Here is a 25,126-nt window from a genome sequence, read left to right as displayed (position 1 = left end):
TGCCCAAGGGGAAGCGCCTCGCGGCCTTCCCCATCGCCGCGGATGGCTTATCGATGCTTTTTTCCTTTCGCACCCTGCGCCTTGGCCTGATCCTTCTGCTGATCAGCGCCGGCACCTTGCTCGCCGCGGCCTGGGCCATGCACCACGCACAACGCCAGGCCATGGTCGAGGAAGCGGAACGGGCCAACCAGCAACTGGGCCTGTACGCCACTTCGCTGCACACCCTGATCGAACGCTACCGCGCCTTGCCCGCGGTGCTGGCGCTGGACCCGGAACTGATCGCCGCCCTCGGCGGGCCGGTGGATGCCGCCACCCAGGACTTGCTCAACCGCAAGCTGGAACGCATCAACGGCGCGGCCAATTCCTCCACCCTGGAACTGCTCGACCACACCGGCCTGGCCGTGGCCGCCAGCAACTGGCGCCTGCCGAGCACCTATGTGGGCCACAACTACGGCTTCCGGCCGTACTTCAAGCAGACCCTCAGCCAGGGCACCGGGCGCTTCTACGCCGTGGGCGTGACCAGCGGCATTCCCGGTTACTTCCTGTCCAGCGCGGTGAAGGACGACAACCAGCGCTTCCTCGGCGCCATGGTGGTCAAGCTGGAATTCCCCGAGCTGGAGCGGGAATGGCGCATGGGCAACGACGTGCTGCTGGTCAGCGACTCGCGCGGCATCGTCTTCATCGCCAACCAGGAGGGCTGGCGCTACCGCAAGCTCAACGCCCTCTCGGCCCATGACTTCAACGAACTGGAACAGACCCGCCAGTACGACAAACAGCCCTTGGTGCCGTTGCAGCGCCAGGTGCTCAACCGCTTCGACGACAACAGCAATCTGGTCCGCGTCCAGGGCCCGGAAGGCACGCAAGACTACTTGTGGGAAAGCCTGCCGCTGGAAGCCGAAGGCTGGACCCTGCACCTGCTGCGCACGCCGCAGACCGGCGATGACGGACGCAACGCGGCGCTGGCCGCCGCGGCGATCTGGCTGACCCTGGTGTTCGCCGCGCTCTCCGTCAACCAGCGCCTGCGCCTCGCCCGCCTGCGCCAGCGCAGCCGCGAGGAGCTGGAGCGCCTGGTGGAAGAACGCACCCGCGACCTGCGCACCGCACAGGAAGGCCTGGTGCAATCGACCAAGCTGGCAGCGCTGGGACAGATGTCCGCCGCCCTCGCCCACGAACTGAACCAGCCGCTGACCACCCAGCGTATGCAACTGGCGTCGCTGCGCCTGCTGCTGGACCACGACCGCATCGAGGATGCCCGCCAGGCCCTGCAACCGCTGGAGCAGATGCTCACGCGCATGGCCGCGCTCACCGGGCACCTGAAAACCTTCGCCCGCAACAGCCCGAGCGGCCTGCGCGAGAGCCTCGACCTGGCCACGGTGGTCGATCACGCCCTGCAACTGCTCGATACCCGCCTGCGCGCCGAGAGCGTCAGCACTGCGCTGTATCTGGCCCGTCCGGCCTGGGTCCGCGGCGACGCGATCCGCCTGGAGCAAGTGCTGATCAACCTGCTGCACAACGCCCTGGATGCCATGGCCGGCAAAGGCTATCGCCGCCTGGAAATCCGCATCGACTGTGAAGGTGACGGCTGGCGCCTGAGCGTGCTCGACAGCGGCGGCGGCATCGCCCCGGAGCACCTGGGCAGCGTGTTCGACCCGTTCTTCACCACCAAGCCGGTGGGCGAAGGCCTCGGGCTGGGCCTGGCGATTTCCTATGGCATCATCCACGAGGCGGGCGGCCGGCTACAGGTCGAAAACCAGCCTGGCGGCGCCCGCTTCAGTTTCACCCTTCCCCGCGATCCGGAGCCCGTATGTTGAATTCGGTGATTGTCGTCGACGACGAAGCCAGCATCCGCACGGCGGTCGAACAGTGGCTGAGCCTGTCGGGCTTCGAAGTCAGGCTGTTCAGCCGCGCCGACGAATGCCTGGCGAACCTGCCGGCGCACTTTCCCGGAGTGATCCTCAGCGATGTGCGCATGCCCGGCATCGACGGCCTGCAACTGCTGGAACAACTGCGCGCCCGCGATGCCGACCTGCCGGTGATCCTGCTGACCGGACATGGCGACGTGCCCATGGCCGTCGAAGCCATGCGCAACGGCGCCTACGACTTCCTGGAAAAGCCCTTCAGCCCCGACGCCCTGATGGGCAGCCTGTGCCGCGCCCTGGAAAAACGCCGGCTGGTCCTGGAGAACCGCCGCCTCCACGAACAGGCCGATATCAAGAGCCGGCTGGAGTCCGCCCTGCTTGGCATGACCCAAGGCATGCAGCAACTGCGGCGCCAGGTGCTGGAACTGGCGAACCTGCCGGTCAACGTACTGATCCGCGGCGAAACCGGCAGTGGCAAAGAGCGTGTCGCCCGCTGCCTGCACGACTTCGGCCCGCGTGCCAGCAAACCCTTCGTCGCGCTGAACTGCGCGGCGATCCCCGAACACCTGTTCGAAGCCGAACTGTTCGGCCATGAAAGCGGCGCCTTCACCGGTGCCCAGGGCAAACGTATCGGCAAGCTGGAATACGCCGACGGCGGCACGGTGTTCCTCGACGAAATCGAGAGCCTGCCGCTGGCCCAACAGGCCAAGCTGCTGCGGGTGATCCAGGAGCAGCGTCTGGAACGCCTCGGTTCCAACCAGAGCATCGCGGTGGACCTGCGCATCATCGCCGCGACCAAACCCGACCTGCTCGAAGAAGCCCGTGCCGGACGTTTCCGTGAAGACCTGGTGTACCGGCTGAATATTGCCGAGCTGCGTCTGACACCGCTGCGCGAGCGGCGCGAGGACATCCCGCTGCTGTTCGAGCACTTCGCCCGCCACGCCGCCGAACGCAGCGGCCGCAAAGCAACGCAGTTGCGCATCGCGCAATTGGCGCAACTGCTCGGCCACGACTGGCCGGGCAATGTTCGCGAACTGGCCAACGCCGCAGAACGCCACGCCCTCGGCCTGGCCGATCCGACATCGCCTCCCGAAGAACCCGGCCAGTCCCTGGCCGCGCAACAGGAGGCTTTCGAGGCCAACTGCCTGCGCGCCTCGTTGCGCCGGCACAAGGGCGAAATCAAGGCGGTGATGGAGGAACTGCAACTGCCGCGGCGCACCCTCAACGAAAAAATGCAGCGCCACGGCCTGGTCCGTGAAGACTTCCTCGAGCGCACCTGAGCATCGGCGGATTCCTGCTCAGGCCATCTTCCGAATAAGCGGATTTCCGCTCATTTGATCTCTAATCGTTGTTGTTTGTGTCGCCGCCATCGCTGGCAAGGCAGCTCCCACAGGTTCTTCGCACGCCTCTATTTCCAGGGCTGCCGGTGTTTCTGTGGGGGCTGGCTGGCCAGCGATGGCGGTGACGGAGCTCCCCTGGCACAGCTCCTGCTATAGACCCGCCAGGCTGCGTTTCGGCGCGCTCCACAAAAACAACGATGAAGGTCCCGTCAATGGATAACTCCACCTCCGTGCCTGCTGGGGCGATTGCCACGCCCGCGCCGGTAAAAACCACCTCAAGTCGCCTCAAGTCGATCTTCAGCGGATCGGTCGGCAACATGGTCGAGTGGTACGACTGGTACGTCTACGCCGCATTTTCCCTGTACTTCGCCAAGGCCTTCTTCCCCGCCGGCGACACCACCGCGCAACTGCTCAACACCGCCGCGATCTTCGCCGTAGGCTTCCTGATGCGCCCAATCGGCGGCTGGCTGATGGGCATCTACGCCGACCGCAAGGGCCGCAAGGCCGCGCTGATGGCCTCGGTATTGCTTATGTGTTTCGGCTCCCTGGTCATCGCCCTGACCCCGAGCTATGAAACCATCGGCGTCGCCGCACCGGTCCTGCTGATCATCGCCCGCCTGATGCAGGGCCTCTCGGTCGGTGGCGAATACGGCACCTCGGCCACCTACCTCAGCGAAATGGCCACCAAGGAACGCCGCGGGTTCTTCTCCAGCTTCCAGTACGTCACGCTGATTTCCGGCCAGCTCATCGCCCTCGCCGTGCTGATCGTCCTGCAACAGACCCTGACCACCGAACAGCTTTACGCCTGGGGCTGGCGCGTACCCTTCGTGATCGGCGCGCTGTGCGCGGTGGTTGCGCTGTACCTGCGGCGCGGCATGGAAGAAACCGCTTCCTTCACCAAGAAGGAAAAAACCAAAGGCAGAGAGCGGCCGATGCGCACCCTGCTGCGCCATCCGAAGGAACTCGCCACCGTGGTCGGCCTGACCATGGGCGGCACCCTGGCCTTCTACACCTACACCACCTACATGCAGAAATACCTGGTCAACACCGTCGGCATGAGCATCACCGACTCGACCATGATCTCGGCGGCCACCCTGTTCCTGTTCATGTGCCTGCAACCGGTGATCGGCGGCCTCTCCGACAAGATCGGCCGGCGTCCGATCCTGATCGCCTTCGGTGTTCTCGGCACGATCTTCACCGTACCGATCCTCACCACCCTGCACACCATCCAAAGCTGGTGGGGCGCGTTCTTCCTGATCATGGCGGCACTGATCATCGTCAGCGGCTACACCTCGATCAACGCCGTGGTCAAAGCCGAACTGTTCCCAACCGAAATCCGCGCCCTGGGCGTCGGCCTGCCTTACGCCCTGACCGTCTCGATCTTCGGCGGCACCGCTGAGTACGTCGCCCTGTGGTTCAAGAGCGTCGGCATGGAAACCGGGTATTACTGGTACGTCACCGCCTGCATCGCCTGCTCGTTGCTGGTGTATGTGTTCATGAAAGACACCCAGAAACATTCGCGAATCGTGACGGACTGATCCTCACAACACTTCGCCCGCAATAGACAAAGCCCTCGGCCAATTGGCCGGGGGCTTTTGTCATGTAGCCAGAAACAGGGCTGCCTCCGAACTCAGGACAACTCTCCCGCCCAGCACCAGCGACGATCCCATCGTGCCTCCAGCCCGCCTTTTTCGTGAGGTCGCCACTCAGGCGCCGGAGCGCGAAGGTGAGCGCCAGGATGCCGATCAGGATCGCCGAGCCGCTGGCACGGAATGAAAAAAGCGTTTGGCCAAGAAAGTCCCGTTAATCCGGCAATAACGTTCGACGCGCAGGCTTTGTGAGACGGGCAGCCATGCCCCGCAAGCGCGCAGCCCAGAGCAATCCGCGCAGTAAAAACGAGGAAAACTGCGCCCAAACACATCGATTAAATCGATTTTTATAGCCGATTTTTTGCGATTTTTAATCGAATTAATCGGCGTAGCATCAAACCCATAGAAACAAACAACCCTCACTACCCCGGAGCAACGACCATGAAAAGCAAACTGATCCTGACCCTGGCCTTCTCGATCCTGACCGCCAACGCTTTCGCCGCCGATGGTTTCGACCGCACCAACGCTCACAACTTCGGCTATGCACCAGCCCACCCGGCGGCTGTAGCGGCTGACGGCTTCGACCGCACCCCGGCTGGCAAAGTCGCTGCCGACGGCTTCGACCGTACCCCAGCCGGCAAAGTCGCCGCCGACGGTTTCGACCGTACCCCAGCCGGCAAAGTCGCCGCCGACGGTTTCGACCGCACCCCAGCCGGCAAAGTCGCCGCTGACGGCTTCGACCGCACCCCAGCCGGCAAAGTCGCTGCCGACGGTTTCGACCGTACCCCGGCTGGCCGCATCAGCTAACACCGATGCAACGTCTTCACAGCCCGGCTTCGGCCGGGCTTAATCGTTTTCAGGGAACGCGCCACTTGGCACACTAGGCGTCCGTGCACTCGCCACAAGGCTTGATCGATGTACTACTACGAACCCGCAAAAGGCCACGGCCTGCCCCACGATCCGTTCAACGCCATCGTCGGTCCACGTCCCATCGGCTGGATTTCCACCCAGGACGCCCAAGGCCGCCTGAACCTTGCGCCCTACAGCTTCTTTAACGCCTTCAACTACATTCCGCCGATCATCGGTTTCTGCAGCGTCGGGCGCAAAGACAGCCTGAACAACATCGAGCAGACCGGTGAATTCGCCTGGAACCTGGCCACCCGTCCGCTCGCCGAGGCGATGAACCAGAGCTGCGCGGCCGTCGCGCCGGAAGTCGATGAGTTTGCCCTGAGCCAGCTCACCCCCGCCGCCTCACGGGTGATCGCCGTACCGCGGGTGCAGGAAAGCCCGGTGTCGTTCGAATGCAAGGTCAGCCAGATCGTGCAATTGCAGCGCGCTGACCACGCGTTGGTGCCGAGCTGGCTGATTCTTGGTGAAGTGGTGGCCGTGCATATCGCCGAACACCTGCTGAAAGACGGCATCTACGACACCGCCGCCGCCGAGCCTATTTTGCGTGGCGGCGGTCCGGCGGATTATTTCGAGCTGGGCAACCTGTTCCAGATGAGGCGCCCACAGGTCTGAGCCTTGCGCTTACCAGACCAGCTCGGCGTCCGCGTTGACGCCGCTGAGCCGCTCAAGCTCGGCGGACGCCGCTTCATCGGCGTCCGCGGCAGTCTTGAAGGTCTGCTCCGGCAGCACCTTGTGGAAACGCGGCGCGCCGCTGGCGCCCAGGCCTTTCACCGCGATGGCGGCGCTGTAGCCGCCTTCGCCGGGAACCACCGCCGATACTGCTTCGAAACCTACGAATACTCTGCGAGCCATGTTGCTCGATCCCCATCAGTGACGAAAAAAGGCGCTCATTCTAACCTGCGCCGGGCTCGCTGAATGTGTGCAGATCAAGGCTGTCCAGCACCCGCGCCTGCACCAACTCGCCAAACACCTGCAGGCTGGGCGAGTTGAAGTAACCGCTCATCGCCGCCTGGTCGCGCCAGTGGCTGCTGAGCAACCACAAGTCGGCATCGCAGGTGGAACGTTGCAGGGTGAACGCTAGGCAACCCGGGGTACGCCGGCTGGGTTCGAGCAATTGCTGAAGACGTTCGCCCAGTTCTGCGGAACGGCCCGCGCTGGCGCGCACGAAGGAAAGGTGGCTGACCGGTTGAGATGACGTCATGTGCGGTGCTCCTGAAGACGGCCAGAGGGAAACTGCCAGGCTGCCAAGGGTACGGGCCGCCGCGCGAGGACGTTAGGCGAAAGCTGTCGAACGATTGCCTGATCCTGCATGCCTCACTGAGTTCATTGCGGCGAGCCAGCACCCACGGCGATTTCGCCGAGAGGGCATCAGGCAATGGCAATCGCTTCAATTTGGTGACGGCACCAAGGTGGCAGCAGGATCGTGCAAGAACACGACAGCATCCGGCTAGCGTGCGCACTTGCACAAACCTATGCTGCGAGGATCCGCCGAGGAAGCCTCTCCATGTCATCCCCCGAACTGCTCGACTCCGCCCTCGAATCCCAGCGCCAGGCGCTGGCCGACCTCGTACGTCGCCACGCCGCGCCAGAGTGCTCGGCAATCAGCGGCCTGTATCTGGTGCGGCACGAAGAAAACATCCGCTCGATGCCGACCCTCGCCCAGCCGGCGCTGTGCATCCTCGCGCAGGGCAGCAAGGCGGTGCACCTGGGCGACGAACGCTATGTGTACGACCCGCTGCATTACATGGTGGTGTCGGTGGCGATGCCGATCAGTGGCGTCTACCTCGATGCCAGCCCGGAGAACCCGAGCCTGGGCATTCGCCTGGATATCGACCCGGCAGAAATCAACAAGCTGATTGCCGAGGGCGGGCCCATGGGCGTACCGGCCGCGTCGGGGCGCGGGCTGTATGTGGAAAGGCTGGATGTACCGCTGCTGGACGCCCTGCTGCGCCTGATCCGCCTGTTGGAAACGCCGAAGGACATCGCGGTCCTCGCGCCGCTGATTCGTCGCGAGATCCTCTACCGCCTGCTACGTGGGCAACAAGGCCACCGGCTGTACGAAATCGCCATGTCCAACAGCCAGACCCACCGCGTCTGCCAGGCGATCCAGTGGCTCAACGACCACTACAACAAACCGCTGCGCATCGAAGAGTTGGCCAGGGAAGTGAACCTCAGCGCCTCGGCCCTGCACCACCGGTTCAAAGCGGTGACCTCGATGAGCCCGTTGCAGTACCAGAAGCAGTTGCGCTTGCAGGAAGCCCGTCGGTTGATGCTCAACGACGGGCTGGAGGCGGCGGTGGCGGGCTATCGGGTGGGGTATGAAAGCCCGTCGCAGTTCAGCCGCGAATACAGCCGGGCCTACGGCGCGCCGCCGCTGCGCGATATGGCGCGGTTGCGCAGCGCGCTGTAAGGCGCCGTCAGCAATCTCAGGCCAGAACGGTCTCGGTCCACTGCCACTGATCGATTTCGATCAGCGTCGGGCCTTTGCGCTCACGGGCCTTGAGCAGGGCCTGACGCAGGGGCTCGATATCGCTCACCGCCTCGGTCGCGCAGCCAAAGCCCTTGGCGATGGTGATGAAGTCCGGGGTGTGGATGTCCACGCCCACCGGTTCGATATCGCGGTTGACCATGTAGCGCTTGATCTCTTCGTAGCCCTGGTTGTTCCACAGCAGGACGATCAGCGGTACCTGGGCTTCCACGGCACTGGCCAGTTCCGGCAGGGTGAACTGGATGCCGCCGTCACCGATCAGGCACACCGCAGGCAGCCGCGCCTGCGGATCTTCGGCACTGCCCAGCCAGGCGCCCATCGCCGCCGGCAAGGCGTAACCGAGGGTGCCGTAACCGGTGGAGGCGTTGAACCAGCGGCGTGGCTGGTCCAGGTCCAAGGTCAGGTTGCCGGTGTAGACCGGCTGGGTCGAATCGCCCACCAGCACCGCATCCGGCAGCGCCCGCAGGATGGTGCGCAGGAACAAGGTCTGCGCCTGCGCCGCCACATCCCACTGGCCGGCCAGGGTTTCCCGCAGGCGCGCGGCACGCACCGGCCCCCACTCGGCGGCACGCACTGGCGCCGGTTGTTCGGCCAGGGCCAGCAGCAGCGCATCGCTGGCTTCGCGGGAGTCGGCCACCAGCGCGAGTTTCGGCGGGTAATTGCGCACGGTCTGGTCCGGGTCGATATCGATGCGCAGCAAGGTGCCAGGGATCTCGAAGCCGCCCTTGAACGTCACGTCGTAGTCGGTCTCGCCCAACTCGGTGCCGATGGCCAGCACCACGTCGGCCTCGCGTACCAGTTCGCGGGTCGCCACCAGCGACTGGGTCGAGCCGATCAGCAGCGGGTGATTCGACGGCAGCATGCCCTTGGCATTGATGGTCAGCGCAGTCGGCGCCTGCAGGTATTCGGCGAGGCGGGTCAGCGAGGCGCTGGCGTCGATGGCGCCGCCACCGGCGAGGATCAGCGGACGCCGCGCGCCTGCCAGCAACTCGGCCATTTTCGCCACGGTCGAAGGCGCCGCACCGGCCCGGGCGACACGCACCGGCTCGCTCGCCAGCAGGTGATCGGCCTCTTCGACGATCACGTCCAGCGGGATCTCGATATGCACCGGACGCGGACGCGCGCCCTCGAACACCGCAAAAGCCCGGGCCAGCACCGCCGGCAAATCATCGGCGCTCATCAGGGTGTGGGAGAAGGCGGCGACGCCGGCCACCAGATTGCTCTGCGCCGGCAATTCGTGCAGCTTGCCGCGGCCACCGCCGAGGGCATTGCGCGATTGCACGCTGGAGATCACCAGCATCGGGATCGAGTCGGCGTAGGCCTGGCCCATGGCGGTGGTGATGTTGGTCATGCCGGGACCGGTGATGATGAAGCACACACCCGGTTTGCCGCGGGTGCGGGAATAACCGTCGGCCATGAAGCCGGCGCCTTGCTCGTGGCGCGGGGTGATATGACGAATGGTCGATGCGGCCAGACCGCGATACAGCTCCACGGTGTGCACGCCGGGAATGCCGAAGACATGGTCCACGCCGTAGTTTTCGAGGAGTTTTACCAGCACTTCGCCGCAAGTCGCCATGTTCGTTCGCCTGTTGTTGGTTTTCGGAGCAGGCGTTAATTGGACCGCCGGGCGGCTACCGGCACAATGCAAAGTTCCTCATACTAGCCATGCGCCCAGATCATGGCTCATGACAAATGAAACGACTTCCGCCCCTCCCCGCCCTGCACACCTTCCTGGTCACCGCCCAGTGCTGCAATTTCACCCACGCGGCGCAGCAGTTGCACCTGACCCAGGGTGCCGTCAGCCGACAGATCGCCGGGCTGGAAGAACAGCTCGGTTATCCGCTGTTCGTGCGCCAGGCCCGTGGCCTGAGCCTGACTCGCGAGGGCCAGGAATGGCTGCCGCGGGTGCAGCAGGTATTCGCGCTGATCGAGGACGGCGTGCAGCAGATCGGCGCGCCCGGAACGACCTTGCAACTCAAGGCGCCGACCTGCGTGATGCGCTGGCTGCTGCCGCGGCTGATGGAATGGCAGGCGCTGCGCCCGGACGTGCCGGTGGAACTGACCACCACCCTCCAGCACGGTGGGGATTTTCGTCGTGAAGGCTTCGATGCTGCGGTGGTCTATGGCGCCGAGCCCGAGACCGCGATGCCGCTGCTGAAGCTGTTCGATGAACAACTGACGCCGGTGTGTTCGCCGCAGTTGCTGGCGGGAAAACTGCCACTGCGGGAGGTGGCAGACCTGGAAAAACACATGCTGCTACACCCGGCGCGAGACGAGCGCGACTGGCAGACCTGGCTGGAAGCGGCGGGATCGAGCCTGTCGGCACAGGGCAAGCGCCAGCATTTCGAAACGCTGGACATGGCCATGGCGATGGCGGTGCAGGGCACCGGGGTGGCGATCGGCGATTGGTCGTTGATCGGCGAGGATCTGGCGGGCGGGCGATTGGTGTCGCCGTTCGAGCTGCGAGTGGCGACGGGGAAAGCGTATTACCTGGTGCGGCCGGAGAAAGAGGCGCCGCCGGGGTTGCTGGCGTTGTTTGAGTGGCTGGTGGAGCAGGCGAACAGCCGATGACTTCAAGGGCCTCATCGTCGGCAAACCGACGATGAGGCCTGAAGATCAATACCCGACAGTAAACCGCTGGCGCGAGTGCGCAGGTTTCTCAACTTCATCCAGCAAGGCGATGGCGAAATCGGCAAAGGTGATCCAGCTCTTGCCGTCCGCGCCGATCAGCAGGTGATCCTTGCCCAGACGGAAGGTGCCGGTGCGCTCGCCTTCAACGAATTCCGCCGATGGCGAAAGGAAGGTCCAGTCCAGCTCCTTCTCCTGCTTCAGCGCATCGAGGTACGCGGCGCCGGCACTGGCTTCGGCCTTGTAGGCTTCCGGGAAGTCCGGGCTGTCGATAACCCGCGAGTCGTCAGGCAGCAGCAGGCTGCCGGCCCCACCGACCACCAGTACGCGTTTCACGCCGGCCTTTTTCGCAGGCGCCAGCAACGTCTCGGCAGGGATGCCGGTAAAGTGCGCGGCGCTCAGCACCACGTCATGACCGGCCAGCGCCTTTTCCAATGCCGCGGCATCCTTGATGTCCAGCGCCACCGGAGTTACCCCGGCACGGCCCTGCAACTTCGCCGGATCACGGGCGATGGCGGTAACGCTGTGACCGCGGCGCAGGGCCTCTTCCAGCAGTTGGCTGCCAGCACGGCCGGTCGCGCCGATGATTGCGATCTTGCTCATGAAACACCTCCGATCAGGATTGAATGACTTACCACTGCATTTCGCCCTTGGCGACCTTGGCTCCCAACTCCAGGGAGCTTTCCTCGGCCAGGCCCGGGTAACGTTTTTTCATCGCCGCCGTCAGCGCGGCGGCATTGGCGGTGCGGGCGCTTTCTTCATCGAAGGCGCGAATGTATCCCGCAGTAAAGCGCACCGCGTCCAGCGAACCGCTGTTTTTGCCGAGGAAATGGCCCGGCACCACGGTGACCGGGTGCAGGTTTTCGATACGCTGCAAGCCCGTCAGCCAGTCGGCGTGGGATTGTGGAGTCTGGGTGTCGGCCATCCACACGTGCAGGTTTTCCGCCACGAGGATGCCGCCCACCACCGCCTTGATCGACGGAATCCAGACGAAGCTGCGATCCGGCTGCGGGCCTTCGAGGCCGATCACTTGCAGCGCCTGGCCCTCCAGCAGCAGGCGATCACCGTCCAGCACCTGCGGCACGATCTGCCGCTGCGGTTTGTCGCTGCCCATTTGCGGGCCCCAGTAGGCGAGCTTGGCGTCCATGGTCTTCTTGATGTGCTCGACGGTCGGCGCGCTGGCGACCACGCGGGCGTCGGGGAAGGCGCTGACCAGGGTGTCGAGGCCGAAGTAATAGTCCGGATCGCCGTGGCTGATGTAGATGGTCGTCAGGTGCTTGCCGCTGGCGCGCAGCTTTTCCACCACCTGCTCGGCCTGGGCCTTGCCGAACTGGGCATCCACGAAGATGGCGTCGTGCTTGCCGGCGACGATCACCGAGCTGACCGGAAACAGCGCGGCGGTTCCCGGATTGTAAACCGTCAGTTCCAGCGGCGCGCCCGCGGCACTGGCGCGGGCGATCCAGAGCAGGGCGAACAGGGCCGGCAGCAGGCGGCGTGGCGAGAAAAGACGAAGCATCGGGCAATTCCTGTGAGGGGCAATGGCTCACAGCTTAGTTGCGCGATTCGACGCAAAAAATGCGATGCTTGGACATAGTTTGTTTCAGAAATCGGACAAATCATGGACCGTCTTACCGCAATGCGGGTCTTCGTCACCGTTGTCGACCTGGGCAGCCAATCGGCCGCCGCCGACCATCTGGACATGTCGCGCCCGGTGATTTCGCGCTATCTGGCGGACCTGGAGAACTGGGTCGGCGCCCGCCTGATGCAGCGCACCACGCGCAAGCTGAGCCTGACTGCCGCCGGCAACGAGATCCTGCCGCGCTGCCGGCAGATGCTCGACCTCGCCGGCGACCTGCAAGCGGCGGTCAGCGCCCCGGACGAAGCGCCGCGGGGCGAGCTGCGGATCAGCGTCAGCACCTCGTTCGGCCAGGCGCAACTGGTGGACGCCGTGACCGAGTACGTCAAACGCTACCCGCTGGTGAAGGTCGATCTGCAGATGCTCGATCGCACCGTCAACCTGGTGGACGAACGCATCGATCTGGCGATCCGCACCAGCAACGACATCGACCCGAACCTGATCGCCCGGCGCCTGAGCGTCTGCAACTCGGTGATCTGCGCCTCGCCCGAGTACCTGCGGCGGCACCCTGCGCCAACGCGGGTGGAGGAACTGAGCAGCCACAACTGCCTGACCCACTCCTATTTCGGCCGCAGCCTCTGGCACTTCGACGTGGCTGGCGAGAATGTCGCGGTGCCGGTGCACGGCAACATCAGCGCCAACGAGGCGCTGACCCTGCAGCAGGCGACCCTGGCCGGCGCCGGCATCGCCATGCTGCCGACTTACCTGTCGGCCGGAAAACTGCGCAGCGGCGAACTGATACGCCTGCTGCCCCAAGCCAGGCCGATGACACTCAACCTCTACGCCGTGTACACCTCGCGCAAGCACATGCCGGCGACGCTGCGCAGCATGCTGGACTTCCTCGCCGAGCGTTTCACCGACATCCCGGAATGGGACCAGGCGCTGGCCTGAGCAACTTGCGCGGTGCTGGACTATCCTTCGTAACAACATGCGAGTAACAGCATGTGTTGGTCGCCGGAGGACAGCATCATGGGTGTCAAAACCGCAAAATGCGCCATCGTCCTGGGTATCGTCGCCGTCATGGGGCTTTACGCAACCGCTGCCTACCGGGTCGAGCAGACCCGTAACCAGCCGTGGTCCGCCGCCAGTTGCGGCCTCGCCCACTGCGTGCCGCACACCGCCACCCTCAGTGCGCTCAGGTAAGCCCGCTCTCGTTGGGTTCACGCTGGCGAAAGGCGCGGGGTGACAAGCCGGTCAGGCGGCGGAAGAACCGCGAGAAATACGCCGGATCGGCGAACCCCAGGCTGTCCGCCAACTGGTTGATGCTCAGGGTGGTGTAGATCAGCTCGCGCTTGGCCTCCAGCAACAGCCGCTGGTGAATGATCTGCAGCGCCGATTGCCCGGCCAGTTCGCGGCAGAGGGTGTTCAGCGACGTCACCGAAACCCCCACCTGATGCGCCAGATCCTCCACTGCGGGATGCTGGCGAAAGCTGTGTTCCACCAATTGATTGAAGCGCCGCAACTGCTCGCGGCCGCGCTCGGGCACCTGCGCCCCCGCCTGACGTTGCAGGTGCCGGCGGCTGATCCACACCACCAGCAGGTTGATGATCGAACGCAGTTGCAGGTCTCGCCCCGGCTGGTCGCTCTGGTATTCGGCCTGCAAGGTGCTGAACAGGCTGTAGAGATAGTCGGCATCGGCGCCGGCCAGCCAGGTCCCGGCCTGGATCAACGGCGCCGGGGCGCCCGCCAGTTGCTGGTGGAGCAAGGCCACCAGCGGCGCGGCGAGGGTCACGACGTAGCCGTCGACGTCCTCGGAAAAGCGAAAACCGTGCACGCACAGCGGCGGCACCACTTGCAGCGCGGGCTCGCGCAGGGTCCGGACCTGGCCTTCCAGTTCGACCTCGGCGGTGCCCTTGTAGAGGAACAGCACCTGACACAGGTCGGCGTGCCGGTGCGGCTCGATTTCCCAATGGTGCAGGCGGCTGCGGGCCGGGATCGACTCGCTGTGAAGCAGGTCGGGGGTCGGCCAGTCGAGGGACTCGCCGTAGAGCTTGAACACCGGAATCGCCGCTTTTGCCACCATCGTCCGCCCCTTGGCTGAATGCTCGATAATCGCCCGTATTGGCGAAAAGTACAGTTTTGCTGTGCCTTTATCCCTTCTTCCGCCGCAATTACAGGCGAAAAATACAGGCGCTCACCACTATAAGATGCCTTCGGCGTTGTGCTGAAGCTGCCTGGGACAATAACAATGAAAACTCAAGTCGCAATCATCGGTGCCGGTCCGTCCGGTCTCCTGCTCGGCCAGTTGCTGCACAACGCCGGGATTTCCAACGTCATCGTCGAACGCCAAAGCCCTGACTACGTGCTCGGCCGCATCCGTGCCGGCGTGCTGGAACAAGGCATGGTCGATCTGCTGCGCGAGGCCGGGGTCGGCGAGCGCATGGACGCCGAAGGCCTGCCCCATGACGGTTTCGAACTGGCCTTCGACGGTCGCCGCGAACACATCGACCTCAAGGGCCTGACCGGCGGCCAGGGCGTGATGATCTACGGCCAGACCGAAGTCACCCGCGACCTGATGGCCGCCCGCCAAGCCTGCGGCGCCGTCACCGTCTACGAGGCGACAAATGTGCAGCCTCATGAGCCGAAGTCCGAGCAGCCCTGGCTGACCTACGAAAAAGACGGCCAGGTGCACCGCCTGGACTGCGACTACATCGCCGGTTGCGACGGCTACCACGGCGTCGCCCGGCAATCGATCCCGGCCGATGCGCTGAAGGTGTTCGAGCGGGTCTACCCGTTCGGCTGGCTGGGCATCCTCGCCGATACCCCGCCGGTCAACGAAGAACTGGTCTACGCCCGTCACGAACGCGGCTTCGCCCTGTGCAGCATGCGCTCGCCGACCCGCACCCGCTATTACGTGCAAGTGGGCGCCGACGAAAAAGTCGAGGACTGGTCCGACGAGCGTTTCTGGGACGAACTCAAGACCCGCCTGCCCGCCGAGCTGGCCGAGCGCCTGGTGACCGGGCCGTCGATCGAAAAAAGCATCGCGCCGCTGCGCAGCTTCGTGGTCGAACCGATGCAGTACGGGCGGATGTTCCTCGTCGGCGACGCCGCGCACATCGTCCCGCCGACGGGCGCCAAGGGCCTGAACCTGGCCGCCAGTGACGTCAGCACCCTGTTCAACATCCTGCGCCGGGTCTACGCCGAAGGCCGCACTGACTTGCTCGAGCAGTACTCGTCCATCTGCCTGCGGCGGATCTGGAAGGCCGAGCGTTTCTCGTGGTGGATGACCTCGATCCTGCACCGCTTCCCTGACAGCGACCCGTTCAGCCAACGCATCCAGCAGACTGAACTGGATTACTTCGTCAGCTCCGAGGCGGGCCGCAAGACCCTGGCGGAAAACTACGTCGGGCTGCCTTACGAGGCCATTGCAGACGCTTAGCAAGCTATCGGATAGACTCGGACATACTTTATTTGCCCCCAAGGGCCTCATCGCTGCGGTTCGGCGCCCCGGCACGCCAGCGATGAGGCCCTGAAGACTCCAATAAGTAACGAGCCTGCCGTGACCCAACTGACCACCCCGCAACCCGCCATCAAGACCGTCCTCGTCGCGCTGATGCTGGCCATCTTCCTCGGCGCCCTGGACCAGACCATCATCGCCGTGTCGATGCCGGCGATCTCCACGCAGTTCAACGATGTCGGCCTGCTGGCCTGGGTCATCTCCGGCTACATGGTGGCGATGACCGTGGCCACGCCGATCTACGGCAAGCTCGGCGATTTGTATGGGCGGCGGCGGATGATCCTGTCCGGCACTGCGATCTTCACCCTCGCCTCGGTGTTCTGCGCCGCAGCGCAAAACATGGAACAACTGGTGCTGGCGCGGGTGCTGCAAGGCATCGGCGCCGGCGGCATGGTCTCGGTCAGCCAGGCGATCCTCGGCGATCTGGTGCCACCCCGGGAACGCGGGCGCTACCAGGCTTACTTCAGCAGCATGTACGCCGCGGCGAGTGTGGCCGGGCCGGTGCTCGGAGGTGTGCTGACCGAGTACCTGTCGTGGCGCTGGGTGTTCTGGCTGAACCTGCCGCTGGGCCTGACCGCCTGGTGGGTGACCCGCAACAGCCTGCGCGGGCTGGCAACGCCGCAACGCCAGGCCAAGGTCGATTATCCCGGCGCCTTGCTGTTGATCCTCGGCCTTACCGGCCTGCTGCTGGCCATCACCCTGATCGGCCAGGGCCACCCGTGGCATAGCCAAGCGGTGCTGGCGCTATTGGCGGCCGCGCTGTTCGGTCTGACGCTGTTCGTGCTGTATGAACGCCGCGCGCCGGAACCGCTGCTGCCGCTGAAGCTGTTTGGCAACCGGGTCGCGGTGCTGTGCTGGTGCACCATCTTCTTCACCAGCTTCCAGGCCATTTCGCTGACCATGCTGATGCCGCTGCGCTACCAGAGCATCACCGGCGCCGGTGCCGACAGCGCCGCGCTGCACCTGCTGCCACTGGCCATGGGCCTGCCGATCGGGGCGTACTGCGCCGGTCGCCTGACCAACATGACCGGGCGCTTCAAGCCACAGATTCTCTTCGGCAGCCTGCTGATGCCGCTGGCCATTGTCGGCATGGCGCTGAGCCCTCCCTCCGGCCTGCTCAGCGGGTTGTTCATGCTGCTGACCGGCATCGCCGCCGGCACCCAGTTCCCGACCTCGCTGGTCGCGACCCAAAGCGCGGTGCAACAGCAGGACATCGGCGTCGCCACCAGCACCACCAACCTGTTCCGCTCGCTCGGCGGCGCGGTGGGTGTGGCCCTGATGTCGGCATTGTTGTTGGCGATGTTGCAGGACGGCGGCTACGCCCTCGCGGGCGAAGCCCTACTCGGCAGCCTGCGCGCCGGCGAGGCGAACCTGGCGGTACAGGCCGAGCTGTCGGTGACCTTCCGCAACCTGTTGCTGGGCAGCGCGGCGATTTCGCTGTTCGGCCTGGCAGCAGCGCTGGCCCTGCCCAACCGCGAACTGCGCGGTCACTGACAGGTGTTCAACCGCGCCGCTGCACCCAGGCCACGGCCAGGCCGCTGAGGCAGATGACGGAAATGCCGACCACGCCATAAACGTCCGGGCTGTGGTCGAAAATCAGGTAGCCGAACATTCCGGCGAAGAGGATCTGGCCATAACTGAACGGCGCCAGCATGGCCGGCGCGGCGTGACGGAAGGCCTGGGTCAGGAGCATGTGACCGAGCATCCCGCAGGTGCCAAGGCCGAGCATGAACAAGGCATGGCCAAAGGTCGGCACGGTCCAGAAGAACGGCACCAGCGCGGTCATGATCAGGCTGTTGAAGATCCCGGTGAGGAAGTTGCTGGTGGTGGGGCTGTCGGTGGCGCTGAGCTTGCGGGTCAGCAACTGATAGCAGCCGAAGCAGAACGCCGAGCCCAGCGGCAGCAGGATCGCCGGGGTGAACAGCGCGCCGCCGGGGCGAATCACGATCAGCACGCCGACAAAACCGGCCAGCACCGCGATCCATTGCCCGCGACTGACCCGCTCACCCAGCAGCGGCACCGACAGTGCGGTCACCAGCAAGGGCGCGAGAAAGTTGACCGCCGTGGCTTCGGCCAGCGGGATATAACGCAGCCCCGTGGTGAACAGCAGGCTGGTGCCGATCAGGCAGAGCGCTCGGGCCAGTTGCAACAGCGGCCGCCGCGTTCGCACCACCGCCGACAGCCCGGTACGCGGCACGAACACCACCAGCATCAGCAACGTGTGCACCACGTAGCGCGCCCACACCACCATGACAATGGGGTAGAAACCGGAAAGGTATTTGGACAGGGCGTCGTGGCTGGCGAACAGCAGCACCGCCAGGCAGATCAGGGCAATCCCCCGCAGCGGTTGCTCGGCGCCTCTGAGGGTCGGGGTCTGCGCGGTCATGTCCGGACTCGATGAAGAAAATTTAATTAGCCAGCTAAGTATCCGCCTGGACCCCAGCGCCCATAATGACGAACGCCAGGCCGATTCTTGCTCAGCCCGGCGTTGGAAACAACTCAGCTCAATTTGAAATACAAAGATTCACAAACGCTCACAAAACCTCAATTGCGCAGGGCCGGGCTCACGCGCAGCATGTCGAGCCCTGTATCGACCCAGCGTTCGGCATCGTTGAACAGGTCGAAGCTGTCCGGCAGCAGCAGCCAGCGCCGGATAAGCCCGTCGATGTAGGCGAACAGGGCCACGGCCGCGCGCTCCGGGTCGACATCCGTCGGCAACTGCCCGCGCTTGATGGCGTTGCCCAGCGAGCGAGTGATGCGTTCATGACAGTCGACGGTCGCGCTCTGGCGCTGGAGGCGGATCTCGCACATCTCGTCGGTGAATTCACACTTGTGATGAAGGATTTCGTTGATACGCCGCGTCTTCGGATCGCTGGCCATCTGGTGCATCAACTGCACCAGCAGCTTGCGCATGCAGCCCAGCGGGTCGAGTTCTTCCTCGCTCTCGCTGGCCCTGGCCAAGGCGTCGAGCGGTTCTTGCAGGCTGTCGAGCAGGGCCTGCACCAGTTCGGCTTTATTGTCGAAATGCCAGTAGATGGCACCACGGGTCACGCCGGCCAGTTCGGCGATGTCGGCAAGGGTGGTACGCGCAATCCCGCGCTTGTAAAAGGCTTTTTCCGCAGCTTCAAGGATCTGGTTACGGGTTTCCTGAGCTTCCTCTTTGGTTCGACGGACCATGGCAGTACAACCTCATCAAGGAGCCGGTCGCCTGCATCGGACGACCGATTTCTGATCCGGTGCGACCGGGGTGGGGCCGCGTTCCGGGTGTTCTAGTTTCGTGCCTTGCGCAATGGGAGGACAAGGTAACGGGTGTTTACAAACAAGCATGAATGTAAGTATATTCATTAGCATGCTACTTATCCACCCGGATAGAGTTTTTTCCTACATCCTGTTTTCCATTACTCTTGAGCGTCTTCAGCTCTTTCTGACCCGAGGATCTTCATGCAATTCAAGCCAGCTGTTTCCGCTCTGGTTTCCGCCGTCGCCCTGGCAACACTGCTCAGCGGCTGTAAAAAGGAAGAAGCGGCGCCCGTGGCGCAGATTCCTCAGGTCGGCGTTGTCACCCTCCAGGCCCAACCCTATACCCTCGTTTCCGATCTGCCAGGTCGCACCATTGCGTACCGGGTCGCGGAAGTGCGTCCGCAGGTCAACGGCATCATCCTCAAGCGCCTGTTCAAGGAAGGCAGCGAGGTCAAAGAAGGCCAGCAGCTCTACCAGATCGACTCGGCGGTCTACGAAGCAACCCTGGCCAGCGCCAAGGCCAACCTGCAATCGACTCGCTCGCTGTCCGAACGCTACAAGCAACTGGTGGCCGAACAAGCCGTCAGCCGTCAGGAATTCGACGACGCGCAGGCCAAACGTTTGCAGGCTGAAGCGACGCTGAAAAGCGCCGAGATCGACCTGCGCTACACCAAGGTCCTGGCCCCGTTGACCGGCCGTATCGGTCGCTCCAACTTCACCGAGGGCGCGCTGGTCAGCAACGGCCAGGCCGACGCCATGGCGGTGATCCAGCAACTGGACCCGATCTACGTCGACGTCACCCAGTCCTCGGCCGAGCTGCTCAAGCTGCGTCGCGAACTGGAAAGCGGCAAGTTGCAGAAGGTCGGCGAGAACGCCGCCAAGGTCACCCTGAAGCTGGAAGACGGCAGCACCTACGCTCAGGAAGGCCGCCTGGAATTCTCCGAAGTCTCGGTCGACCAGACCACCGGTTCGGTGACCCTGCGCGCCGTGTTCCCCAACCCCGAGCACAACCTGCTGCCCGGCATGTTCGTCCACGCCCGCCTCAACAACGGTGTGAACGCCGCCGCCATCCTCGCCCCGCAGCAAGGCGTGACCCGCGACCTGAAAGGCCAGCCGACCGCCCTGGTCGTCAACCAGGACAACAAGGTCGAGCTGCGTCAGCTCAAGGCCAGCCGTACCGTCGGCAGTGACTGGCTGATCGAGGAAGGCCTGAACCCGGGCGATCGCCTGATCACCGAAGGCCTGCAGTACGTCAAGCCGGGTGCCGAGGTGAAGGCCAGCGAAGCCACCAACATCAAGCCTGCCCAGCCAGCCCAGGCCAATGCCGCGACCGCAGGGGCCAAAGGGGAATAAACCATGTCGAAATTCTTTATCGATCGCCCGATCTTCGCCTGGGTGATCGCCTTGGTGATCATGCTGGTCGGGGCGCTGTCGATCCTCAAGCTGCCGATCAACCAGTACCCGAGCATCGCCCCGCCGGCGATCGCCATCGCCGTGACCTACCCGGGCGCCTCCGCGCAGACCGTGCAGGACACAGTGGTCCAGGTGATCGAGCAACAGCTCAACGGTATCGACAACCTGCGTTATGTGTCGTCGGAAAGTAACTCCGACGGCAGCATGACCATCACCGCGACCTTCGAGCAGGGCACCAACCCTGACACCGCGCAGGTCCAGGTGCAGAACAAGCTGAACCTGGCCACCCCGCTGCTGCCGCAAGAAGTGCAGCAGCAGGGTATCCGCGTGACCAAGGCGGTGAAGAACTTCCTGTTGGTGATCGGTCTGGTGTCCGAAGACGGCAGCATGACCAAGGACGACCTGGCCAACTACATCGTCTCGAACATGCAGGACCCGATCTCGCGGACCGCCGGTGTCGGTGACTTCCAGGTCTTCGGTGCCCAGTACGCGATGCGCATCTGGCTCGATCCGGCCAAGCTGAACAAGTTCCAGTTGACCCCGGTTGACGTCAAGACCGCCGTGGCCGCGCAGAACGTCCAGGTGTCGTCCGGTCAACTCGGCGGCCTGCCCGCCCTGCCCGGCCAGCAACTGAACGCGACCATCATCGGCAAGACCCGTCTGCAGACCGCCGAGCAGTTCGAGAAGATCCTGCTCAAGGTCAACCGCGACGGTTCGCAAGTACGCCTGGGCGATGTCGCCAAGGTCGCCCTGGGGGGTGAAAACTACGCGGTCAGCGCCCAGTTCAACGGCAAGCCGGCTTCCGGCCTGGCCGTGAAACTGGCCACCGGCTCCAACGCCCTGGATACCGCCAAGGCGCTGCGCAAGACCATTTCCGACCTCGAACCGTTCTTCCCGCCAGGCATGAAGGCGGTGTTCCCGTATGACACCACCCCGGTGGTGACCGAATCGATCAGCGGCGTGATCCACACCCTGATCGAAGCGATCGTACTGGTGTTCCTGGTGATGTACCTGTTCCTGCAGAACTTCCGCGCCACGGTGATCACCACCATGACGGTGCCGGTGGTATTGCTGGGGACCTTCGGCATCCTCGCGGCGTCCGGATTCAGCATCAACACCCTGACCATGTTCGCGATGGTCCTGGCCATCGGCTTGCTGGTGGACGACGCCATCGTCGTGGTGGAAAACGTCGAGCGGGTGATGTCCGAAGAGGGGCTTTCACCCAAGGAGGCGACCAAGAAGTCCATGGGCCAGATCCAGGGCGCGCTGGTCGGTATTGCCTTGGTTCTCTCGGCGGTACTGCTGCCGATGGCCTTCTTCGGCGGCTCCACGGGTGTGATCTACCGGCAGTTCTCGATCACCATCGTCTCGGCCATGGGCCTGTCGGTGCTGGTTGCCTTGATCTTCACCCCGGCGCTTTGCGCCACCATGCTCAAGCCGGTCAAGAAAGGCGAGCACCACACGGCCAAACGCGGCTTCTTCGGCTGGTTCAACCGCAATTTCGACCGCAGCGTGCAGAGCTACGAGCGCGGCGTGGGCAACATCCTGCGTCACAAGGCCCCGTACTTCCTCGCCTACATCCTGATCGTGGTCGGCATGGTCTGGCTGTTCATGCGCATCCCGACTGCGTTCCTGCCAGAGGAAGACCAGGGCGTTCTGTTCGCCCAGGTGCAAACCCCGGCCGGCTCCAGTGCCGAGCGCACCCAGGCGGTGGTCGATGAAATGCGCGCCTACCTGCTGGACAAGGAGTCCGACACGGTCGCCTCGGTGTTCACCGTGAACGGCTTCAACTTCGCGGGCCGCGGCCAGAGCTCGGGTATGGCCTTCATCATGCTCAAGCCATGGGGCGAGCGCTCTGCCGAAAACAGCGTGTTCAACCTGGCAACCCGCGCCCAGCAGCACTTCTTCACCTTCCGCGACGCGATGGTGTTCGCCTTCGCCCCGCCTGCGGTACTGGAGCTGGGTAACGCCACCGGTTTCGACGTGTTCCTGCAGGACCGCGCCGGTGTCGGCCACGCCAAGCTGATGGAAGCGCGTAACCAGTTCCTCGGTATGGCGGCGCAAAGCAAGATCCTCTCGGCCGTGCGTCCGAACGGCCTGAACGACGAACCGCAGTACCAGTTGACCATCGATGATGAACGCGCCAGCGCGCTGGGCGTCACCATCTCCGATATCAACAACACCCTGTCGATCGCCCTCGGTGCCAGCTACGTCAACGACTTCATCGACCGTGGCCGCGTCAAGAAGGTCTACCTCCAGGGCGAAGCCTCGTCGCGGATGAGCCCGGAAGACCTGCAGAAATGGTACGTGCGCAACGCCGCCGGCGAGATGGTGCCGTTCTCCTCCTTCGCCAAGGGCGAGTGGATCTACGGCGCGCCGAAGCTGTCGCGTTACAACGGCGTCGAAGCAATGGAAGTCCTCGGTGCGCCAGCCCCTGGCTACAGTACCGGTGAGGCGATGGCCGAGGTCGAGCGCCTGGCCGCTCAACTGCCGGCTGGCGTCGGCTTCGCGTGGACCGGCATGTCGTATGAAGAGAAGCTGTCGGGTTCGCAGATGCCAGCACTGTTCGCGCTGTCGCTGCTGATGGTGTTCCTGTGCCTGGCGGCGCTGTACGAAAGCTGGTCGATCCCGATCGCGGTGGTGCTGGTGGTGCCGCTGGGTATCATCGGTGCGCTGATGGCGGCCAGCATGCGCGGGCTGTCCAACGACGTGTACTTCCTGGTGGGGCTGCTGACCACCATCGGCCTCGCGGCGAAGAACGCGATCCTGATCGTCGAGTTCGCCAAGGAACTGCACGAACAGGGCCGCAGCCTGGCCGACGCCGCCATCGAAGCCTGCCGCATGCGTCTGCGTCCGATCATCATGACCTCGCTGGCGTTCATCCTCGGCGTAGTGCCGCTGACCATCGCCACCGGCGCGGGTTCGGGCAGCCAGCACGCCATTGGTACCGGGGTGATCGGCGGTATGATCACGGCCACCGTTCTGGCCATCTTCTGGGTGCCACTGTTCTTCGTTAGCGTGTCGTCGCTGTTCGGCAGCAAACAGCCCGAAGAAGACGCCACACCTGAAACTCCACGCTATGAGGCTGGGCAATGACCAAGTCCCTGATATCCCTGGCGGTCACCGCGTTCATCCTGGGCGGATGCTCGCTGATCCCCGAGTACAAGACCCCCGAGGCGCCGGTCGCGGCCGAGTGGCCGGCAGGTCCGGCCTACTCGCCGGCCGAGTCGGCCCAGGTGGCCGCCGCCGAGCAAGGCTGGCGCCAGTTCTTCCACGACCCGGCGCTGCAGCAGTTGATCCAGGGTTCGCTGGAAAACAACCGCGACCTGCGGGTCGCGGCGCTGAACATCGACGCCTACCGTGCGCAGTACCGCATCCAGCGCGCCGACCTGTTCCCGGCTGTCTCGGCCAACGCCAGCGGCCAACGCCAGCGCACGCCGGCGGACATGTCGCAGACCGGCCAGTCGAGCATCAGCAGCCAATATTCGGCCACCATCGGCGTCAGCGCCTATGAGCTGGACCTGTTCGGCCGGGTGCGCAGCCTGAGCCAACAGGCTCTGGAAACCTACCTGTCCAGTGAACAGGCGCGCCGTTCGACGCAGATCGCCCTGGTGGCCAGCGTCGCCAACGCCTATTACACCTGGCAGGCCGACCAGGCCCTGCTCAAGCTGACCGGCGAAACCCTCAAGACCTACGAGGAAAGCTTCAAGCTGACCCAGCGCAGCAGCGACGTCGGCGTGGCCTCGGCCCTGGACCTGAGCCAGGCCCGCACCGCGGTCGAAGGCGCCCGGGTCAAGCTGGCGCAGTACCAGCGCCTGGTGGCCCAGGACCTCAACAGCCTGACCCTGCTGGTCGGCGCCGGTCTGCCGGGCAACCTGCCGGCGGCCCTGCCGCTGGACGGCGACCTGCTCGCGGAAATGCCGGCCGGCCTGCCGTCGGACCTGCTGACCCGGCGTCCGGACATCATGGAAGCCGAGCACCTGCTCAAGGCGGCCAACGCCAATATCGGCGCCGCCCGCGCGGCGTTCTTCCCGAGCATCAGCCTGACCGCCAATGCCGGGACCCTGAGCTCCGACATGAGCGGCCTGTTCAAGGGTGGCTCCGGCACGTGGCTGTTCCAGCCGCAGATCAACCTGCCGATCTTCAATGCCGGTTCGCTCAAGGCCAGCCTCGATTACTCGAAGATCCAGAAAGACATCAACATCGCCAAGTACGAAAAGACCATCCAGACCGCCTTCCAGGAAGTCTCCGATGGTTTGGCTGCGCGGCAGACCTTCAACCAGCAGTTGCAGGCCCAGCGCGATCTGGTCGCCGCCAACCAGGATTACTACCGCCTGGCCGAGCGTCGCTACCGTATCGGCGTGGACAGCAACCTGGTGTTCCTCGACGCCCAGCGCAACCTGTTCAGTGCCCAGCAGTCGCTGATCACAGACCGGCTGTCGCAGGTGGTCAGCGAGGTCAATCTGTACAAGGCCCTCGGTGGCGGCTGGTACGAGCGCACCGGTGATGCTCAGCAGCAAGCTTCGGTCGAGACGCCGAAAGGCTGAACTGGCTGAACCTGATGTAG

At 64.4% G+C, this 25,126-nt stretch carries 22 protein-coding genes; 14 read left to right on the top strand and 8 right to left on the bottom strand.

Features of this window, described 5'->3' with window-relative positions; genetic code table 11:
* The first annotated feature begins 53 nt into the window (after window positions 1-53).
* The 5 genes from NTD82_RS07685 to NTD82_RS07665 all read left to right on the top strand — a co-directional run bounded on the left by NTD82_RS07685 (window position 54) and on the right by NTD82_RS07665 (window position 6,309).
* Complete coding sequence (locus NTD82_RS07685) at window positions 54-1,811, top strand: ATP-binding protein (RefSeq protein ID WP_262128256.1); 1,758 nt, start codon at window positions 54-56, stop codon at window positions 1,809-1,811.
* A complete protein-coding gene (locus NTD82_RS07680; RefSeq protein ID WP_262128255.1) occupies window positions 1,805-3,139 on the top strand; it encodes a sigma-54-dependent transcriptional regulator in 1,335 nt (444 codons plus the stop codon). Before NTD82_RS07685 ends, NTD82_RS07680 begins: the two co-directional genes overlap by 7 nt.
* A gap of 272 nt (window positions 3,140-3,411) precedes the next feature.
* Window positions 3,412-4,737, top strand: coding sequence for an MFS transporter (locus NTD82_RS07675; protein WP_095154799.1), 1,326 nt, complete (start codon window positions 3,412-3,414; stop codon window positions 4,735-4,737).
* Between the two features lie 492 nt (window positions 4,738-5,229).
* The gene (locus NTD82_RS07670; RefSeq protein ID WP_262128254.1) at window positions 5,230-5,595 is read left to right on the top strand and encodes a hypothetical protein; all 366 of its coding nucleotides are present in this window, start codon (window positions 5,230-5,232) and stop codon (window positions 5,593-5,595) included.
* A gap of 108 nt (window positions 5,596-5,703) precedes the next feature.
* Window positions 5,704-6,309: a flavin reductase family protein gene (locus tag NTD82_RS07665; RefSeq protein ID WP_095154796.1), complete on the top strand. Its 606-nt coding sequence runs from the start codon at window positions 5,704-5,706 to the stop codon at window positions 6,307-6,309.
* 9 nt (window positions 6,310-6,318) lie between these two features.
* Here the strand turns inward: NTD82_RS07665 and NTD82_RS07660 are convergent, their stop codons facing one another.
* Together NTD82_RS07660 and NTD82_RS07655 are read right to left on the bottom strand one after the other, a co-directional pair.
* Window positions 6,319-6,549, bottom strand: a complete 231-nt coding sequence (locus NTD82_RS07660; protein ID WP_095154795.1) for a hypothetical protein — start codon at window positions 6,547-6,549, stop codon at window positions 6,319-6,321.
* Window positions 6,550-6,589: 40 nt separating this feature from the next.
* Window positions 6,590-6,898, bottom strand: coding sequence for a putative quinol monooxygenase (locus tag NTD82_RS07655; protein WP_095154794.1), 309 nt, complete (start codon window positions 6,896-6,898; stop codon window positions 6,590-6,592).
* Window positions 6,899-7,201: 303 nt separating this feature from the next.
* Here NTD82_RS07655 and NTD82_RS07650 point away from each other — a divergent pair, with 303 nt between their 5' ends.
* Entirely contained in the window at window positions 7,202-8,107 is a 906-nt protein-coding gene (locus NTD82_RS07650; protein ID WP_262128253.1) for an AraC family transcriptional regulator, read from the top strand.
* Window positions 8,108-8,123: 16 nt separating this feature from the next.
* Here NTD82_RS07650 and NTD82_RS07645 read toward each other — a convergent pair whose 3' ends face one another.
* On the bottom strand, window positions 8,124-9,761 hold the full coding sequence (locus tag NTD82_RS07645; RefSeq protein WP_262128252.1) for a 5-guanidino-2-oxopentanoate decarboxylase: 1,638 nt from the start codon (window positions 9,759-9,761) through the stop codon (window positions 8,124-8,126).
* A gap of 116 nt (window positions 9,762-9,877) precedes the next feature.
* Between NTD82_RS07645 and NTD82_RS07640 the strand changes: the two genes are divergently transcribed.
* Entirely contained in the window at window positions 9,878-10,756 is an 879-nt protein-coding gene (locus NTD82_RS07640) for a LysR substrate-binding domain-containing protein (RefSeq protein WP_095154791.1), read from the top strand.
* Window positions 10,757-10,801: 45 nt separating this feature from the next.
* Here NTD82_RS07640 and NTD82_RS07635 read toward each other — a convergent pair whose 3' ends face one another.
* Together NTD82_RS07635 and NTD82_RS07630 are read right to left on the bottom strand one after the other, a co-directional pair.
* Window positions 10,802-11,416, bottom strand: coding sequence for an NAD(P)-dependent oxidoreductase (locus tag NTD82_RS07635; protein WP_262128251.1), 615 nt, complete (start codon window positions 11,414-11,416; stop codon window positions 10,802-10,804).
* A 28-nt stretch (window positions 11,417-11,444) separates the two neighbouring features.
* The gene (locus NTD82_RS07630; protein WP_262128250.1) at window positions 11,445-12,329 is read right to left on the bottom strand and encodes an MBL fold metallo-hydrolase; all 885 of its coding nucleotides are present in this window, start codon (window positions 12,327-12,329) and stop codon (window positions 11,445-11,447) included.
* A 102-nt stretch (window positions 12,330-12,431) separates the two neighbouring features.
* Between NTD82_RS07630 and NTD82_RS07625 the strand changes: the two genes are divergently transcribed.
* Window positions 12,432-13,340, top strand: a complete 909-nt coding sequence (locus NTD82_RS07625; RefSeq protein WP_262128249.1) for a LysR family transcriptional regulator — start codon at window positions 12,432-12,434, stop codon at window positions 13,338-13,340.
* A 78-nt stretch (window positions 13,341-13,418) separates the two neighbouring features.
* The gene (locus tag NTD82_RS07620; protein ID WP_175652214.1) at window positions 13,419-13,592 is read left to right on the top strand and encodes a hypothetical protein; all 174 of its coding nucleotides are present in this window, start codon (window positions 13,419-13,421) and stop codon (window positions 13,590-13,592) included.
* Here NTD82_RS07620 and NTD82_RS07615 read toward each other — a convergent pair.
* Window positions 13,585-14,472 (bottom strand): helix-turn-helix domain-containing protein, encoded by an 888-nt coding sequence (locus NTD82_RS07615; protein WP_262128248.1) that lies wholly within the window; start codon window positions 14,470-14,472, stop codon window positions 13,585-13,587. The genes NTD82_RS07620 and NTD82_RS07615 overlap by 8 nt on opposite strands.
* A 165-nt stretch (window positions 14,473-14,637) precedes the next feature.
* On the opposite strand from NTD82_RS07615, the gene pobA reads away from it, so the two are divergent.
* Together pobA and NTD82_RS07605 are read left to right on the top strand one after the other, a co-directional pair.
* Window positions 14,638-15,828: a 4-hydroxybenzoate 3-monooxygenase gene (gene pobA, locus NTD82_RS07610; protein WP_262128247.1), complete on the top strand. Its 1,191-nt coding sequence runs from the start codon at window positions 14,638-14,640 to the stop codon at window positions 15,826-15,828.
* A gap of 174 nt (window positions 15,829-16,002) precedes the next feature.
* Window positions 16,003-17,400, top strand: a complete 1,398-nt coding sequence (locus NTD82_RS07605; protein WP_262128301.1) for an MDR family MFS transporter — start codon at window positions 16,003-16,005, stop codon at window positions 17,398-17,400.
* Window positions 17,401-17,407: 7 nt separating this feature from the next.
* Here the strand turns inward: NTD82_RS07605 and NTD82_RS07600 are convergent, their stop codons facing one another.
* On the bottom strand, window positions 17,408-18,292 hold the full coding sequence (locus NTD82_RS07600) for a DMT family transporter (protein WP_262128246.1): 885 nt from the start codon (window positions 18,290-18,292) through the stop codon (window positions 17,408-17,410).
* A 158-nt stretch (window positions 18,293-18,450) separates the two neighbouring features.
* Entirely contained in the window at window positions 18,451-19,083 is a 633-nt protein-coding gene (locus NTD82_RS07595; RefSeq protein ID WP_095154783.1) for a TetR family transcriptional regulator, read from the bottom strand.
* Between the two features lie 264 nt (window positions 19,084-19,347).
* On the opposite strand from NTD82_RS07595, the gene NTD82_RS07590 reads away from it, so the two are divergent.
* From NTD82_RS07590 to adeC, 3 genes are read left to right on the top strand one after another with little or no spacing between them, the layout of a single operon-like run.
* Complete coding sequence (locus NTD82_RS07590; protein ID WP_262128245.1) at window positions 19,348-20,499, top strand: efflux RND transporter periplasmic adaptor subunit; 1,152 nt, start codon at window positions 19,348-19,350, stop codon at window positions 20,497-20,499.
* A gap of 3 nt (window positions 20,500-20,502) precedes the next feature.
* A complete protein-coding gene (gene ttgB / locus NTD82_RS07585; RefSeq protein ID WP_262128244.1) occupies window positions 20,503-23,655 on the top strand; it encodes a multidrug efflux RND transporter permease subunit TtgB in 3,153 nt (1,050 codons plus the stop codon).
* On the top strand, window positions 23,652-25,106 hold the full coding sequence (gene adeC, locus NTD82_RS07580) for an AdeC/AdeK/OprM family multidrug efflux complex outer membrane factor (RefSeq protein WP_095154780.1): 1,455 nt from the start codon (window positions 23,652-23,654) through the stop codon (window positions 25,104-25,106). Before ttgB ends, adeC begins: the two co-directional genes overlap by 4 nt.
* Window positions 25,107-25,126 lie beyond the last annotated feature (20 nt).

The organism is Pseudomonas sp. 5P_5.1_Bac1 (genome assembly GCF_025466015.1).
Classification (GTDB): Bacteria; Pseudomonadota; Gammaproteobacteria; order Pseudomonadales; family Pseudomonadaceae; genus Aquipseudomonas.
This window is presented reverse-complemented; position numbering and strand designations above follow the sequence as displayed.